We start from the raw sequence: 15,458 nt of genomic DNA, 5'->3' as shown, positions 1-15,458 counted from the left end.
GTGCCGACGACGGTGATGCGCCGCCTACCCTGGGGTCGTGGTGTTCTCAAAGCTGCTGCGTGCCGGTGAGGGCAAGATCCTCCGGCGACTGTCCAAGATCGCCGATGCGGTCGAGTCGCTGGCGGACGAGACGGCCGAGCTGACCGACGCGGAGCTGCGGGCCAAGACCGACGAGTTCAAGGAGCGCTACGCCGACGGCGAGTCCCTCGACTCGCTGCTGCCGGAGGCGTTCGCCGTCGTCCGGGAGGCCGCCACCCGCACGCTGGGTCAGCGGCACTACCGGGTGCAGATCATGGGCGGTGCCGCCCTGCACCTGGGCAACGTCGCCGAGATGAAGACCGGCGAGGGCAAGACGCTGACCGGCGTCCTGCCGGCCTACCTCAACGCGCTGGCCGGCGAGGGCGTGCACGTCGTCACCACCAACGACTACCTGGCCCAGCGCGACGCCGAGTGGATGGGCCGGGTGCACCACTTCCTGGGCCTCAAGGTCGGCACGATCCTGTCCGGCCAGACCCCCGCGGTGCGCCGCGAGATGTACGCCTGCGACATCACGCACGGCACGAACAACGAGTTCGGCTTCGACTACCTGCGCGACAACATGGCCTGGAGCAAGGCCGACCTGGTCCAGCGCGGGCACTTCTACGCGATCGTCGACGAGGTCGACTCCATCCTCATCGACGAGGCCCGCACCCCGCTGATCATCAGCGGGCCGGCCGAGCAGAGCGCCAAGTGGTACCAGGAGTTCGCGCGGATCGCGCCGCTGCTGAAGAAGGACACCCACTACGAGGTGGAGGAGTCCAAGCGCACGGTCGCGATCACCGAGGAGGGCGTCGAGTTCGTCGAGGACCAGCTCGGCATCGAGAACCTCTACGAGGCGGTCAACACCCCGCTGATCGGCTACCTGAACAACGCGCTCAAGGCCAAGGAGCTGTTCCACCGCGACCAGCAGTACATCGTCAGCAACGGCGAGGTGCTCATCGTCGACGAGTTCACCGGCCGCGTGCTGGCCGGCCGGCGCTACAACGAGGGCATGCACCAGGCCATCGAGGCCAAGGAGAAGGTGCCGATCAAGGACGAGAACCAGACGCTCGCCACGATCACCCTGCAGAACTACTTCCGGCTCTACGAGAAGCTGGCCGGGATGACCGGTACCGCCTCCACCGAGGCGGCCGAGCTGCACCAGACCTACAAGCTCGGCGTCGTCCCGATCCCGACGAACAAGCCGATGATCCGCGAGGACCGCTCCGACGTCATCTACAAGACGGAGAAGGCGAAGTTCGACTCCGTCGTCGAGGACATCCGTGAGCGCAGCGAGGCCGGCCAGCCCGTGCTCGTCGGGACGGCGAGCGTGGAGAAGTCCGAGGTGCTGTCCAAGGCGCTGGTGAAGGCGGGCATCCCGCACGAGGTGCTGAACGCGAAGAACCACGCCCGCGAGGCGCACATCGTCGCCCAGGCCGGGCGGCTGAGCGCGGTCACCGTGTCGACCAACATGGCCGGCCGCGGCACCGACATCCAGCTCGGCGGCAACCCGGAGTTCATCGCCGACGAGACGCTGCGCGCCCGCGGGCTGTCACCGGCGGAGACGCCGGAGGAGTACGAGGCCGCCTGGGACGAGGCGCTCGAGGAGGCCAAGGCGCAGGTCAAGGCCGAGCACGAGCAGGTCGTCGAGGCCGGTGGGCTCTACGTGCTGGGCACCGAGCGCCACGAGAGCCGCCGCATCGACAACCAGCTGCGCGGCCGCTCCGGCCGGCAGGGCGACCCGGGGGAGTCGCGGTTCTACCTCTCCCTCGGCGACGACCTCATGCGCCGGTTCAACGGCCCGATGCTCGAGTCGATGATGACGACGCTGCGGGTGCCCGACGACCAGCCGATCGAGTCGAAGATGGTCACCCGGGCGATCCGCTCGGCGCAGACCCAGGTCGAGCAGCAGAACTACGAGGTCCGCAAGGACGTCCTGAAGTACGACGAGGTGCTCAACCGCCAGCGCACCGTCATCTACGACGAGCGGCGCAAGATCCTCGAGGGCCTCGACCTCCAGGACCAGATCCAGTCGATGGTGGACGACGTCGTCATCGCCTACGTCAACGGCGCGACCGAGACCGGCTACTCCGAGGAGTGGGACCTCGAGCAGCTGTGGACCGGCCTCAAGTCGCTCTACCCGGTCGGGCTGGACCGGCACGACCTGCTCGAGCGGGTCGCCGACGGCGACCAGGCCGCTCTGACCGCCGAGGACCTGAAGAAGGAACTGCTGCGCGACGTGCACCGCGCCTACGGCGAGCGCGAGGCCAAGCTCGGCGACGAGGTCATGCGCGAGCTGGAGCGGCGGGTGCTGCTCTCGGTGCTCGACCGCAAGTGGCGCGAGCACCTCTACGAGATGGACTACCTGCGGGCCGGCATCCACCTGCGCGCGATGGCCAACCGCGACCCGGTCGTGGAGTACCAGCGCGAGGGCTTCGACATGTTCAACGCGATGCTCGACGGCATCAAGGAGGAGTCGGTCGGCTTCCTGTTCAACCTCGAGGTCAAGAGCGCCGAGGAGCAGGAGGCCGAGACCCGCGCCAAGCAGGCCGAGGCGGAGGCCCGCGCGCTGGCCGCCGCGCAGGAGGGGACGGCGAAGGTGCTGGCCCGCGCCCAGGCGGCGGAGGCCGCCGGAACCGCAGCGGCCCAGGCGGCCGGCGGGAACGGCGCGACCGGCACCGCCCGCCGGGCCCCGAAGCCCGCGTCCGCGGCGATGGAGGTGGCCTCGGCTCCCGCGTCGGGCACCGGTCCGCAGCTGGCGGTCAAGGGGCTGGACACGCCGCGGCCGCAGCAGAACCTGAGCTACTCCGCGCCCAGCCTGGACTCCTCGGCGAAGGAGAGCGGCCCGGCCAAGGCGGCCAAGACCGCAACGGTCAGCGGCGGCAAGGAGCCCTCGCGCAACGCGCCGTGCCCCTGCGGTTCGGGCAAGAAGTACAAGTTCTGCCACGGGGCGTCGCGGTAGGTCTCATTCGAGCAGGCGCGCCCGGTCGCGGACCGTGGCCAGGAACGCGCCGAGTGCCGGAGCCGTGGGGGAGTCGCGGGTGAGCACCATCAGCCGGCGGCTCACCACGGCCTCGGCGACGTCGCGGACGGCGAGCGCCGGATCGCCGGGCGGCAGGGTGAGGCCGGGCAGCAGACCGACGGCTCCGGCCGCACGGACCAGCTCGAGCTGGACGTCGGCGTCGTTCGAGCGGTGCCGGAGGTCCGGCTCGTAACCCCCGAGGGACCGGCACACCCCGAGGACCAGGGCGTGGTGGCCGGTGCCGGCGGCCGACGCGGTCCAGACGTCGTCCCGCAGCGCACCCACGGCGACCGGTCCGCCGCTCGCGGCGGCCGGGTGGGCGGCCGGCAGCACGACCTTCAGCCGCTCCTCGTGCAGGATCTCGAACCGCACCCCGGCCGGTCGCGGCCGCGGGTGGCCGTCGTACTCGTCGCTGATGACCAGGTCGAGGCTCCCCAGCCGCAGCTCCGGCAGCGCCTGTTCCAGCTCGAGCTCCGTGATCTCGACGCGGACCTGCGGGTGCTCGACCAGCGTGCGGGCGACCGCGGGGATGAGCAGCCGGCGCGTGGCCGACTGCAGGCCACCGGCCCGCACCGTGCCCCGGACCTCGCCGGTGAGCGAGGCGAGGTCGGCCCGTGCCGCCTCCGCGGCCGCCAGCAGGGTGCCGGCGTGCCCGGCGAGCAGGCGGCCGGCGTCGGTCAGCCGCACCCCTCGCCCGGCCTTCTCCAGCAGCCGTGTGCCGGCCTCCTTCTCCAGGACGGCGAGCTGCTGGGAGACCGCGGAGGGGGTGTAGCCCAGCGCGGCCGCCACCGCACCAAGGGTTCCCCGCTCGTCGAGCTCGCGGAGCATGCGCAGCCGTCGGAGGTCGAAGGCATCCATGTAGGAGAGCTAACCAGTCGACTCCACCAATCGTCACTGGACGTGACCGGATGGGTGGCCGAGGCTGGCCGGGTGGGTGCCGCGCTCTGCCTCCTCTCGGCGGCCTGCTTCGGGGCGATGGCCGTCTTCGGCAAGCTCGCCTACGCCGTCGGCGTCGAGCCGGGCGCGCTGCTGCTGCTCCGCTTCGCGTTGGCGGCGGCGCTGCTCGGGTTCGTCCTGCTGGTGCGACCGGACCTGCGCTCGGGTGGTGCCCGGCCGCCCCTCCGACTGGTGCTGACGGCGCTCGGGCTGGGCGCGGTCGGGTACGCGACCCAGGCGGCCCTGTACTTCTCGGCGCTGGAGCGGATCGACGCGTCGCTGGTGGCGCTGGTCCTCTACACCTACCCGGCGCTGGTCACCCTGGCCGCCGCCCTGCTCGGCCGCGAGCGCCTGACGCCGGCGCGGTCGGCCGCGGTGCTGGTTGCCTCCTGCGGCACGCTGCTGGTCCTGCTGGGCGCCGGTGGGGTGCGGTTCGACTCGATCGGCGTCGTGCTCGCGTTCGGTGCCGCGGTCACCTACACCGCCTACATCCTGGTCGCCGACACGGTGGTGCACCGCCTGCCGCCGGTGCTGCTGTCCGCCCTGGTGATGGCCGGGGCCGCGCTCACGCTGGCCGTCCGGGGGATCGCCGGCGGCGGGGTGGAGCTCGGCTTCGGGCCGGCCGGGTGGTTGTGGGTGGGGTGCATCGCCGTCGTCTCCACCGTGGTGGCGATGCTCGCGTTCTTCGCCGGCCTGCGGCGGACCGGCCCGTCGACCGCCGCGATCCTGTCGACGTTCGAGCCGGTCGTCACGACGGTGCTCGCCGCCGTCACGCTGGGGGAGTTCCTCGCCCCGGTGCAGGTCCTCGGTGGCGTGCTGGTGCTGGCCTCGGTCGCCGTCGTGCAGCTGCGGCCTCGGCGTCGAGCTCGCCGAGGGACCGGCCGCCGACCGGCGGACGGCATCCGACTGGCGTTCGACCGCTGAGGCGTCAGCCGATCTGCAGGGCGGTGCACCGCCAGCGGCCGTCGATGCCCTCGAGCCGGGCGGCCACGGCGTGCGCCCGTCCGCCACGGCGGGCGACCGCACTGACCTCGGCGACGCCGTCGACCGGCTCGCACACGCGCACCGGCCCGATCACCAGCGGCGCGGTCCCGTCGGCGCACCACGGGGGCCGGCTGCCGCGGGCGAGCGCGGTGTAGACGCCGGACGAGGTGAGCGGCTGGACCTGGATCAACGGCCGCCGGCCGGCGAACGCCTCCAGGACCGTCGTCACCAGCCGACGTCCCGCGGCGCGGACGTCGGGCAGGTCGGCCCGGGTGGACCAGGTCGGCCCGAAGTCGTCGGGCGGGTCCGCCTGCGCCGTGCGGGGCCGCGGACCGGGGCGGTGCGGCGGCCGCGGTGGCCGGACCCCTGGCAGCACCCAGCGCACCGGTTCGTCCACCAGGGGCGGCTGCGGGGTGGGCACGACCACCAGGCGCAGCGCCGGTCGTGCGGCGGCGGGCGGGGCGGCGGGTTCGGGTTGGGCGGGCGCGGACATGGCGAGCTCCCTGGTCGGTGTCGAGGAGGGGAAGGACGCCGGGGGAGCGGCGGGAGGTGGGCGTCAGTCGCGCCCTGGGGGATGCAGGACCTGCCCGGGGAGGAGCAGGTCGGGGTCGGGGCCGATGACCGATCGGTTCGCGGTCCACCACGCGCCGACGGCCTCGGCGATCCCGGCGGCGGTGGGTGGGGAGTCAGGGGCGGCGCCCAGGTGCGCGGCGGCGATGTCCCAGAGGCAGTCGCCCCGGACGACGACGTGGTCGCCGTCGGTGGGGGCGGGCCAGTCGGGGGCGGGTTCGGCGGGCTCTGCCCCCGGCCAGTCGGGCGCGCTGACCGGGACCGACTCCGCCGACGCGAAAGCCGGGGTGGTGAGGCCGAGACCGAGACCGAGACCGAGAGCGACGGCGGCGGCGCGCCGGGCACCGGCCGGAAGGAGGCCGCGGAGCAGCGTGCGGGCCACGCTCCCGAGCAGGCCGGGGATCGCGCTCGCCGCGGTGAGCCCGAGACCGAGCCCGCCCCAGGCCCAGACGACCCAGGCCAGCGCGGCCGCCCAGGCGAGGACGACGGTGTCGGGCCCGGCGGTGTCCGCGACGCGCTGCGGATGGGCGAGTGCTGCGCGCAGGGCGGTCTCGTCGGGGCCGAGGTGGGCGAGGACCACGCCGACGAGCGCCATCCCGAGCGTCGTGACGCCCAGTCGCCGTGTCGACATGTCCCCTCCTCTGCGTGTGACTGGTGCAGACTAAAGCAAGCAAACACAACCAAACGCAAGAGTTCACGTGCATCTAGGCTGTCGATGCGGAGGTGAGGGATGCGCTGGCAGCAGTTGTTCGCCGACCTGGGTGCTCAGTTCGCCGAGGCCGAGGCAGCCGCCGACCGGGCCGAGTCGGCGTCGCGGACGCGCGCGGAGACGGGTGCGGTTCGGCTGGCCGAGCGGCTCGAGGGCGCGATCGGCCACCCGGTGGTGCTGCGCTGCCGCGGTGCCGGCCCGGTGGCCGGGACCCTCACCGAGGTCGGGGCGGACTGGCTGCTCGTCGAGGAGGAGGCCGGCCGCGAGGCGCTGGTCGCCACGGCCGCAGTCCTGTCCGTGTCAGGGCTCGGGCGCCAGACGGCCGCGCCGGAGTCGCCGGGCGTCGTCCGGGGGCGGTTCGACCTGCGCCGGGCCGTGCGGGCGCTCGCCCGCGACCGCAGCCCCGTGCAGGTCGTGCTGGACGACGGCGCGGTGCTGACCGGGACGATCGACCGGGTGGGGGCGGACTTCCTCGAACTGGCGGCGCACGCACCGGACGAGCCGCGTCGGGCCGGGGCGGTGCGCGGCGTGCATGCGGCCGCGCTCGACGGCGTCGCCGTGATCCGGACGGCGCCGCCAGGACTGGGCTGACCTCGGCGGGTCTACTTCTCCGGTGCCGCGGGCTCCGGCGGGACGGCGCCGGCGCGAGCCTCGGCGTACTTCTGCTGGATGAAGCGCTCGAGCTCGTCGACCTCGACGCGCCACTGACCGCGGCCGCCGATCTGGATGGCGATCAGCTCCTTGCGCCGGACCAGCGCATACGCCTGCGACCACGACACGTTGAGGATCTCCGCGACGTCATCGAGGGTCAGGAAGCGAGGGGTGGGCATCGGTGCGTCTCCGTCCGTCGTCGTCAGTCTGTCAGCCGCACCGGTGGCATGTGACCACTGTCCACACCCGAACGTGTGGACGGCGAATGCACGCAACCCTCGTTCTGACGCATGATCTGCACCCGTTCACTCCCATCCGGGGGTGACGACAAGGATCTGCGGTCCCGAACCCGGGACGGAATCGGAGGACTCGCGCCGTGACCGCCGTCCGGACCGCACCGCCCCCGCTCACGCCTGCCGAGGCGCCGCCCGGGCCGACGCCGCGACGCGTGCGCCCGCCGCAGTGGCTCGATCTGCGGCTCGTGCTCGGGCTGCTCCTGGTGCTCGGCTCGGTGCTGCTCGGCGCGCGTGTGGTCTCCGCCGCGGACGCCACCGTGCCGGTCTGGGCGGCCGCGGGTGACCTCGCCGCCGGCACGGTGCTCACCGCCGACGACCTCGTGGCCGTCGACGTGCGGCTGGACGACGCCGCGCCCTCCTACCTCTCGACCAGGACCCAGCCGGAGGGGCGCACGCTGTCACGCGCGGTCTCGGCAGGCGAGCTGCTCCCGCGGTCGACCCTGGCCGAGGCGGGCGAGCTGGTGCAGCTGGCCCTTCCCGTTCAGGCGGGATACGTGCCGCCGAGCCTCGCGCGCGGGCAGCTGGTCGACGTCTACGCGGTCGCGGACCCGGCGGCGGGGGCGACCGCGGTGGCGGACGGCTCGGTGACCCCGGTCGTGACGTCGGCGCCGGTGCAGGCGATCTCCGGTCGCAGCGAGGGGGTGCTGTCCACGCCGACGACCACGGTGCAGGTCGTGGTGTCGGTGGCGGCGGACGAGGCCACTGACGTGCTCTCGGCGATCGGCGGGCGTCCTCTGGTCGTGGTGGTGCACGACTCCGTCGACGCGGGTTCGGGCGACTGATGCCGCTGCAGGTCTTCACCGCCGTCACGGGCGCCGCGTGGGAGTCCGCCCTCGTGGGTGCGCTCGACCGGGCCGACCACGGGGTGGCGGTCGTGCGCCGCTGCGTCGACGTCTCCGAGCTGCTGGCCGCCGCGGCGACCGGAACCGGCCAGGCTGCGCTGCTCTCGGCGGACCTGCGTCGGCTCGACGGGGACGCCGTCGCCCACCTCGAGGCCGCCGGCGTCGCTGTGGTCGGCCTGGTGGACCCGGGCGACGAGCGTGCGGTGGAGCGACTGCGCCGGCTCGGCGTGACCCACGTGCTGCCCGCCGACGCCGAGCCGGAGGCCATCGCCCAGGCGCTGCGCGAGGCGGTCGCCGGAGCACCCGCCGGCTCGCTGGGTGTCGCCGACCCTCGGACGGCGTTGCCGCTGCTCGGGGTGCCGGCGCAGCCCGAGGACCGGCCTGCCGGGCGCGGACGGATCGTGGCGGTCTGGGGTCCGCTCGGGGCGCCGGGGCGCACGACCGTCGCCGTCGGGGTGGCCGACGAGGCGTCCCGGCTCGGCGTCTCGACGCTGCTGGTGGACGCGGACGTGTACGGCGGCGTGGTCGCGCAGGTCCTGGGTCTGCTCGACGAGTCGCCGGGGCTCGCGGGCGCGGCGCGGCAGGCGTCGGTGGGCACCCTCGACGGCGCCGCCCTCGCGCGGCTCGCCTGGACCGTCCGCCCCCACCTGCGGGTGCTCACCGGTCTCGCCCGCGCCGATCGCTGGCCCGAGCTGCGGCCGCGGGCGGTGAGCGCGGTGCTCGACGAGGGCCGCCGACTGGCCGAGCTCACCGTCGTCGACTGCTCGTTCTGCCTGGAGGAGGACGAGGAGCTGTCCTTCGACACGGCCGCTCCGCGCCGCAACGGCGCCACCCTCGCCGTGCTGGAAGCAGCCGACACGGTGCTCTGCGTCAGCGGGGCGGATCCGGTCGCCCTGCAGCGGACGGTCCGGGCACTGGGGGAGCTGCGCGAGGTGCTGCCCGACGTCGAGCCGGTCGTGGTGATCAACCAGGTGCGCCGCGGACCGGTGCCGGGGGACGCGCGGGCCGAGATCGCGGAGGCGCTCGAGCGCTTCGCCGGGCGCGACGTGCGGTTCTTCCTCCCCGCGGACCGCCGGGCGACCGATGCCGCGCTCGCCTCCGGGCGGACCCTGGCGGAGGTGGCGGCCGGCTCCCCGCTGCGCACCGCCCTGCGCTCGCTCGCCTCGGTGGTCGCGGGGGTGCCCGAACCGGCCACGAAACGGCGACTCCGGACGGGGCGCCGGGCGGGCTGAGGAACGCATCACGGTCGGCCGCTCGGGGTGTCGGCCCACAGCGGGGGCCCGTAGCGTGGGCCCGCCGATCGTGAGGAGAGCGATGGTCGAGCGGCTGACCGCACTGGACGCCTCGTTCCTCTACCTGGAGGAGCGCGACACCCCGATGCACGTCGGGGGTGTCCTCCTGCTCGAGGCGCCGCGCGAGGGGGTCTCGGCGATCGAGTCGCTGGTGACGGCACGGCTGGCGCTCGTGCCGCGCTACCGCCAGCGCGTCCTGGAGGTGCCCGGTCACCTCGCCAACCCGGTGTGGGCCGACGACCCGGACTTCGACGTGGACTACCACGTGCGGCGCTCCGCCCTGCCGCGGCCGGGGACGGAGGCCCAGCTGCTCGAGCTGGTCTCGCGGCTGATGTCGCGCCCGCTGGACCGTGGGCGCCCGCTGTGGGAGCTCTACCTGGTCGAGGGGCTCAGCGGTGATCGCGTCGCGGTGATCACCAAGACCCATCCGGCGCTCGTCGACGGGCTCAGCGCGATCGACATCGGGCAGGTGCTGCTCGATGTCGCGCCGGACGCACCCCCGCCCGCCGCCGAGCCGTGGACTCCCCAGCGCCCGCCGGGCACGCCGGAGCTGGTGGCGCAGGCGCTGGAGGAGTACCTGCGCCGTCCGTCCGCGGTGATCGACACCGTGCGCAGCGCCGTCACCGACGTCCGGGCCAACGCCGCCCGGCTGGCCGGGGTGGGCCGGGAGCTGCTCCGATCGGCCGTCTTCCCGGCCCCGCACACCCCGCTGAACGCGACGACCGGCCGGCAGCGCCGGGTGGCCGTGGCGCGCGCCGACCTCGACGAGGTCAAGAAGATCCGCACGGTGCACGGCGGCACGGTCAACGACGTCCTGCTCACCGTCGTCACCGGCGCCCTGCGCGAGTGGCTGCTGTCCCGCGGCGAGCCAGTGGTCGGGTCCACCTCGGTCCGTGCGCTCGTGCCGGTGGCCCTGCAGGACGCCGACGCCTCGCCCGGCGGACGGGTCGCGTCGTTCCTCGTCGACCTGCCGGTCGGCGAGGCGAACCCGGGCGTCCGGCTGGCGCGGCTGGGCTACGCGATGCGCGGTGTGGCGCAGGAAGGGCGCTCGGTCGGGGCCGACCGGTTGATCGCGTTGACCGGCTTCGCCCCGTCGACCATGCACGCGCTCGGGGTCCGGGCGGCACGCGGTCTGTCCCGGCGGCTGTTCAACCTGGTCATCACCAACGTCCCCGGCCCGCAGGTGCCGCTCTACGCCGCCGGCGCCCGGATGCTGGAGGTGTTCCCGGTCGTGCCGCTGGCGCGCGGTCAGGGCCTGTCGATCGGGATCACCAGCTACGACGGCAGCGTGTTCGTGGGGCTCAACGCCGACCGGGACGGCGTCGGCGACGTCGACGTCCTCGCCGACCTCATCGAGCAGGAGGTCGCCGAGCTGGTGCGCACCTCCTGGTGAGCCAGCCGCGGCACCGGGAACGGCGCCGCGGATCCGGCGCGTTACCGTCGCCGACGACCGACGAAGGGAGCCTGCCGGGTGCGCGTGTACCTGCCCGCGACGACGACCGTGCTGCGGACCCTGGTGGACGAGGGACGGCTGCCCGGGCCGCGCACCGCCTTCGCGGTGACGCCGGCGCTGCGCGAGTTCTACGCCGTCAGCGACGCCGAGGCCGACACCGAGGAGCTCGAGTACGCGGCGCTCCTGACCGCGGCCCGCGCGAGCCTGCGGCTGCTGGACATCGACCCCCTGGCCGCCCGCCGCCGTGTCGTGCTCGCGGCGGACGTGGCCGATGACGCGGTCGAGATCAAGGACGACCCCGCCCAGGACCCCGACAACGACCGCGGCACGGTCCGGGTCACCACCGACATCGGGCTGCGGGAGATCGCCAGCGCGCACATCGACGGCTCCGACGCCGAGGACGACGTCAGCGCGGCCGTCAACGTCGTGCTGGAGGCCGATCTCGGCAGCGACGACGCCCAGTTCGTCGTCGACCAGGCCGAGGGGCACGAGCTGGCCTGGTACGCCACGCAGGAGATCGGTCCCGCGCTCGACCTGCTCTGACCCGTCCACGGCTACGCGGCCACCCGCCGTCGCGCCACCTGCACCCGGCGGACCTGCCCGCCGCTGACCAGCCAGCCCGAGCCGGGACGGATGGGCACCGGCGTGCGCGGCAGCCGGATGCCCAGCAGGTCGCCATCCCCCGGGGCGGGCGTGAGCAGCAGAACGGTCCGGTTGCGCCGCAGCGCCGCGACGGGGCCCTGGTAGAGGCGCGCGACGTCGGCTGCCGAGCCGGCGGCCAGGACGACCGGCGTCCCCGTCCCGGCGGCGGACGGCGCGGACAGGATCGGCGGATCGGCGAGCGCCCCCACGTCGTCCAGCAGCACCGCCCCGGGGCGGCCGCCGAGCTCGGTCTGCCACCGCGCCAGGTCCACCGCGGGGCCGTCCACGGGGAGCACGTCGACGCCCGCCGCCCGCAGGTGCTGGGCGAAGGCGTGGAGCGCGTCGCTGCGCCCGCTGCCGGGCGGGCCGACGACCAGGAGACCTCCGGTGCGCTGGAGGTCGACGGAGAGGGCGTGTCCGTCGTCGCCGCCGGGGCCGACGGGGAGCTCCGGGAGCCTGCCGCACGGCCGTGCGTCGGCGGCCGGCAACGGCAGCTCCGGGTCCGGCGCCAGTTCGACGATGCGCAGCGCGGTCGTCGCCGACCGTTCCGGCCAGGGCGGTAGCGGACGGGGGAGGGCGAGCTGGCACTCGACGGCGGCCTCGCCGAGCAGCGCGCGACCGGGTGGTCGGAACTCGGGAACGGCGCGGGCCGGGATGCCGGCCACCGCGTAGTCGGCGCGGTCGGGCAGCGGCAGCACGAGACGGTGGTCGGCGACGGCCGCCAGCCGGCCGCCCGGCACCGCTCGGTCGGCGGTGAGCACGCAGGTGAGCCCCACGGCCGCGCCGTCGCGGACCAGCCGCAGCAGGGTTGCCGACCCGCCGCCCGGGTCAGCCTCGTCGAGCTGGGTGCTGACCGATTCCACGCCGTCGACCAGGAGCAGCAGCTCGGGGCGAGGCTCGGGCCGGCCCCCACCGCGGCGCAGCGCGACCTCCTCCGCCAAGCGGGTCACCAGCCGGACGCTGCGCAGCGCGTCGCCCGCACCGACCGTCGTCCCGGTGTGCGGCAGCCCCGCCGCCTCGGCGGCGAGCGTTCCGCCTCCGTGGTCGAGCGCGTGCACGTGCAGCTCGTCGGGGCCCCGAGCGGAGACCGCCTCGGCCAGGACGGTTCGCAGCAGCGTCGTCCGGCCGCTGCGAGGACCGCCCACCGCGAGCCACCCGCCGCCCTCGGTGAGGTCGAGCTCGAGCGGCTCCTGCGCCTGCGCGTCGGGCCGGTCGACCAGCCCGATGCGCAGCCGGGGACCGGAGCCGGCGAGCTGGTCGGTGGTCAGGCGGGCGGGCAGCGGCAGCAGCCACGGGCGGTGCGGCGCGCCGATCCGGCTCGTCCCGGCGTGCCGACGCAGCGCCCGGGCCAGCCGGGCGAGGTCGCCGTCGCCGCCGGTCGGACGGTCCGCCGGCTGCGTCCGGGGCAGCGGCCACGCCCACCGCCGGACCTCCACGCCCGTCGCGCGGCCCGGGGCGGTGGACACCCGCGCCACCTGGATCTCCACCGGCGTCGTCGTGCCCGTCCGGACGAAGGCCCGGCCGGGGACGTCGACCGGCAGGAAGGCCGCCTGGCTCGTCCCGAGCACGTCGCGCGAGTCGGCCTCGTCGGTGGTGCGCAGGCAGATCCGCAGCGAGCAGTTCGCCCGGATCTCCGGCGAGACGACGCCGCCGGGCCGCTGCGTCGCGAGGACCAGGTGCACGCCGAGCGAGCGGCCCCGCTGCGCGATGCCCACCAGACCCGGCACGAACGTCGGGTGCTCCTCGGCCAACGTGGCGAACTCGTCCACGACGATGACCAGCCGGGCGAGCTCGATGTCGTCGGGCAGGGCGGTGAGGTCCGCGACGCCGTGCGCGGCCAGCAGTGCCTCGCGCCGGGTGAGCTCGGCCCCGAGCGCGCGCAACGCCCGCTGCGTCGAGGCACCGTCCAGATCGGTGAGCAGGCCGACGGTGTGCGGCAGGTGGACCGCGTCGGCGAAGGCGGCGCCGCCCTTGTAGTCGACGAGCAGGAACGAGCAGCGGTCCGGTGGGTGCGTCAGCGCGAGCGACGCGATCAGGGTCTGCAGCAGCTCGGACTTCCCCGAGCCGGTCGTGCCGGCCACGAGGGCGTGCGGCCCCTGCCGGCAGAGGTCGATGCGGGCCGGCCCGTCGGCCGTGCGGCCGACCGTGGCGACCAGCGAGTCGCGCGCCCGGCTCCAGCTGCCGGCGAGCCGCTCGTCGTCGTCCAGGGACAGTGCGACGGGCGGCAGCTCGAGCAGCCGGACGGTCCGGGGGAGCGTCGCCGCGGTCCCGGCCGGCTCGAGCAGGGCGAGATCGCGAGCCAGCGCCGCGGCCGTGGATCGTGGCAGCCGGTCGACGACCACCCCCGTCCGCTCGGGCGCTGACGTCCGCCGCAGGACCGCGAGGTCGCCGGTCTCGCCGCCGAGGTGCAGGGCGGCTTCGACCGGCACGGGCAGCTGGTCGGCCGTCTCCGCCGAGGTGAGGACGACGACCCCGGCCGACCGGCCGTCCCGCAGGAAGGCGGCCACCCGTGCGTCGACCGGGCGGTCGACGACGACGACCAGCCATGGCGGGGTCACCCGGTCGGCCGCACCGGCAGCTCGGCGCCCGGCGACCTGGGCGGAGATCCAGCGGAGGAGGTCCTCGTCGGCCGCGGCCCGGTCGGCGCCGATGTCGGTGTGCCGCACGTGGGGCAGCCAGCGGACCCAGTCCCAGTCGCGCAGGCGGTTGGCTCCCGCGACCAGTGCCAGCTGCACCTCGTCGGGGCCGTGCAGTGCCGCCACCTGCGCCACCGCCGCGGCGAGAACCCCGGTGGCCCGGGCGCGCGGGCCGACGACCGCCAGGCCGCCGTCGTTGCGCAGATCGACGACGACGGGCAGGTCTTCGACCGGTTCCGGGTGACGGGTGCCCTCGGCCGACACCCGGACCACTCGACCGAGCCCGTGACCGGTGCCGATCCGGATCTGCAGCGCGTCGACATCGGCGCGCCGGCGCTCCCAGATCCGGGACGTGCGGCGGCGGGTCGCGGTCGTCAGCGTCGCGAGATCCGGCCAGGCTGCCTGGGCGTTGCGCCGGTCCGCCGCCAGCGCGTCGGCGAGCCGGGCCTCCGCGTCGAGCACCGCCGCGGCGTGCGCGGCGGTGCTGACTCGGCCGTCGCGCCGTCCCCACCAGCGCTCGGACCCCCAGGTGCCCAGCGCGACCACGGGGCTGAGCAGCCCGAAGAACAGGAACTGCGGGGCGTGCATCAGCCAGGCCATGAGCACGCCGGCGATGGCGGGCAGCCCGATCGCGACCCAGGCCAACCGGCGCCGAGGCGGCGGCGCGGGCGGTCGGGGGAACTCGACGGCGACCTCCGGCCGTGGGGCGATGATCCGCGCCGGGGGTCGCAACCGCAGCCGACCGCCGGCCGCCGGCTCGAGCGACGCCGGGCCCCCCTCCGGGCCGCGGACGGTCAGCGCGGACGACCCGATGCGCAGCACGGCGCCGTTCGGCCACGCGCGGGGAGTGCTGCCGAGCGGCTCGTCGTCCAGCCGGCTGCCGTTGGTCGAGCCGAGGTCGTGCACCGCGATGTGCCCCGCACCGATGGTGACCTGCGCGTGCCGACGCGAGACGTCGGGATCGTCGAGCCGTACCGACGCCTCCGCACCCCGGCCCAGCACGTGCCGGCCCTGGTCCAGCGGCGCGGTGCGGCCGGCCTCCGGACCTCCCACCACGTGCAGTTCGAGGGCGCTGGTGCGTTCGGCCGGGTCGGCCCGCGGCCCCGGGCGGCCGAGACCGAGCACGCTCCCGTGGGCGAGCGCCGGGGCGCTCAGCGGCAGGTCATCGGGCAAGCGGGTCGATCCCGACCAGAGGCCCGGGACGGCGATCCCCAGCGCGTCGGAGAGCACGGCGAGTACGCGTCCCAACGGCTCGTCGTCGGCCGCGAGGACCTCCACGTCGACGGCGCCGTCGACCGAGACCACGGTCCAGCAGCGGGCGGGGCCGGGGGTCGCGGACGGCTGGATCACCCGGGCATGGTCACTCGCGCTGGGACCTCGGCGGGCCGCCGTCGGTGGTTCTGTGGA

The 15,458-nt window shown here is 75.1% G+C and carries 12 protein-coding genes; 7 read left to right on the top strand and 5 right to left on the bottom strand.

Going from position 1 to position 15,458, the window contains the following annotated elements; all coding sequences use genetic code 11:
* Nucleotides 1–37 precede the first annotated feature (37 nt).
* Complete coding sequence (gene secA / locus GGQ55_RS04395; RefSeq protein ID WP_179715294.1) at nucleotides 38–2,980, top strand: preprotein translocase subunit SecA; 2,943 nt, start codon at nucleotides 38–40, stop codon at nucleotides 2,978–2,980.
* Between the two features lie 3 nt (nucleotides 2,981–2,983).
* Here the strand turns inward: secA and GGQ55_RS04390 are convergent, their stop codons facing one another.
* The gene (locus GGQ55_RS04390; protein ID WP_179715293.1) at nucleotides 2,984–3,898 is read right to left on the bottom strand and encodes a LysR family transcriptional regulator; all 915 of its coding nucleotides are present in this window, start codon (nucleotides 3,896–3,898) and stop codon (nucleotides 2,984–2,986) included.
* A 72-nt stretch (nucleotides 3,899–3,970) separates the two neighbouring features.
* Between GGQ55_RS04390 and GGQ55_RS04385 the strand changes: the two genes are divergently transcribed.
* Entirely contained in the window at nucleotides 3,971–4,900 is a 930-nt protein-coding gene (locus tag GGQ55_RS04385) for a DMT family transporter (RefSeq protein ID WP_179715292.1), read from the top strand.
* A 4-nt stretch (nucleotides 4,901–4,904) separates the two neighbouring features.
* Here GGQ55_RS04385 and GGQ55_RS04380 read toward each other — a convergent pair whose 3' ends face one another.
* Both GGQ55_RS04380 and GGQ55_RS04375 read right to left on the bottom strand, forming a co-directional pair.
* Entirely contained in the window at nucleotides 4,905–5,453 is a 549-nt protein-coding gene (locus GGQ55_RS04380; RefSeq protein WP_179715291.1) for an Rv3235 family protein, read from the bottom strand.
* Nucleotides 5,454–5,516: 63 nt separating this feature from the next.
* Nucleotides 5,517–6,161, bottom strand: coding sequence for a LysM peptidoglycan-binding domain-containing protein (locus GGQ55_RS04375; RefSeq protein ID WP_179715290.1), 645 nt, complete (start codon nucleotides 6,159–6,161; stop codon nucleotides 5,517–5,519).
* A 99-nt stretch (nucleotides 6,162–6,260) separates the two neighbouring features.
* Here GGQ55_RS04375 and GGQ55_RS04370 point away from each other — a divergent pair, with 99 nt between their 5' ends.
* Nucleotides 6,261–6,830, top strand: coding sequence for a hypothetical protein (locus GGQ55_RS04370; protein WP_179715289.1), 570 nt, complete (start codon nucleotides 6,261–6,263; stop codon nucleotides 6,828–6,830).
* Between the two features lie 11 nt (nucleotides 6,831–6,841).
* Here GGQ55_RS04370 and GGQ55_RS04365 read toward each other — a convergent pair whose 3' ends face one another.
* A complete protein-coding gene (locus GGQ55_RS04365) occupies nucleotides 6,842–7,069 on the bottom strand; it encodes a helix-turn-helix domain-containing protein (RefSeq protein WP_179715288.1) in 228 nt (75 codons plus the stop codon).
* A 197-nt stretch (nucleotides 7,070–7,266) separates the two neighbouring features.
* Here GGQ55_RS04365 and GGQ55_RS04360 point away from each other — a divergent pair, with 197 nt between their 5' ends.
* The 4 genes from GGQ55_RS04360 to GGQ55_RS04345 all read left to right on the top strand — a co-directional run bounded on the left by GGQ55_RS04360 (nucleotide 7,267) and on the right by GGQ55_RS04345 (nucleotide 11,316).
* Complete coding sequence (locus tag GGQ55_RS04360; RefSeq protein ID WP_179715287.1) at nucleotides 7,267–7,968, top strand: SAF domain-containing protein; 702 nt, start codon at nucleotides 7,267–7,269, stop codon at nucleotides 7,966–7,968.
* On the top strand, nucleotides 7,968–9,260 hold the full coding sequence (locus GGQ55_RS04355) for a CpaE/TadZ family protein (protein ID WP_179715286.1): 1,293 nt from the start codon (nucleotides 7,968–7,970) through the stop codon (nucleotides 9,258–9,260). The genes GGQ55_RS04360 and GGQ55_RS04355 overlap by 1 nt, the downstream gene beginning before the upstream one ends.
* Before the next feature lie 82 nt (nucleotides 9,261–9,342).
* On the top strand, nucleotides 9,343–10,713 hold the full coding sequence (locus GGQ55_RS04350) for a WS/DGAT/MGAT family O-acyltransferase (RefSeq protein WP_179715285.1): 1,371 nt from the start codon (nucleotides 9,343–9,345) through the stop codon (nucleotides 10,711–10,713).
* Between the two features lie 78 nt (nucleotides 10,714–10,791).
* Nucleotides 10,792–11,316, top strand: a complete 525-nt coding sequence (locus GGQ55_RS04345) for a DUF6912 family protein (protein ID WP_179715284.1) — start codon at nucleotides 10,792–10,794, stop codon at nucleotides 11,314–11,316.
* 11 nt (nucleotides 11,317–11,327) lie between these two features.
* On the opposite strand, the gene GGQ55_RS04340 is transcribed toward GGQ55_RS04345, so the two are convergent.
* Nucleotides 11,328–15,401: an FtsK/SpoIIIE domain-containing protein gene (locus GGQ55_RS04340; protein ID WP_179715283.1), complete on the bottom strand. Its 4,074-nt coding sequence runs from the start codon at nucleotides 15,399–15,401 to the stop codon at nucleotides 11,328–11,330.
* Between the last annotated feature and the right edge of the window lie 57 nt (nucleotides 15,402–15,458).

Origin of the sequence: Petropleomorpha daqingensis (genome assembly GCF_013408985.1) — a bacterium.
Classification (GTDB): domain Bacteria; phylum Actinomycetota; class Actinomycetes; order Mycobacteriales; family Geodermatophilaceae; genus Petropleomorpha; species Petropleomorpha daqingensis.
The sequence above is the reverse complement of the archived record's forward strand: the minus strand, read 5'-3'. Positions and strand labels throughout refer to the sequence as shown.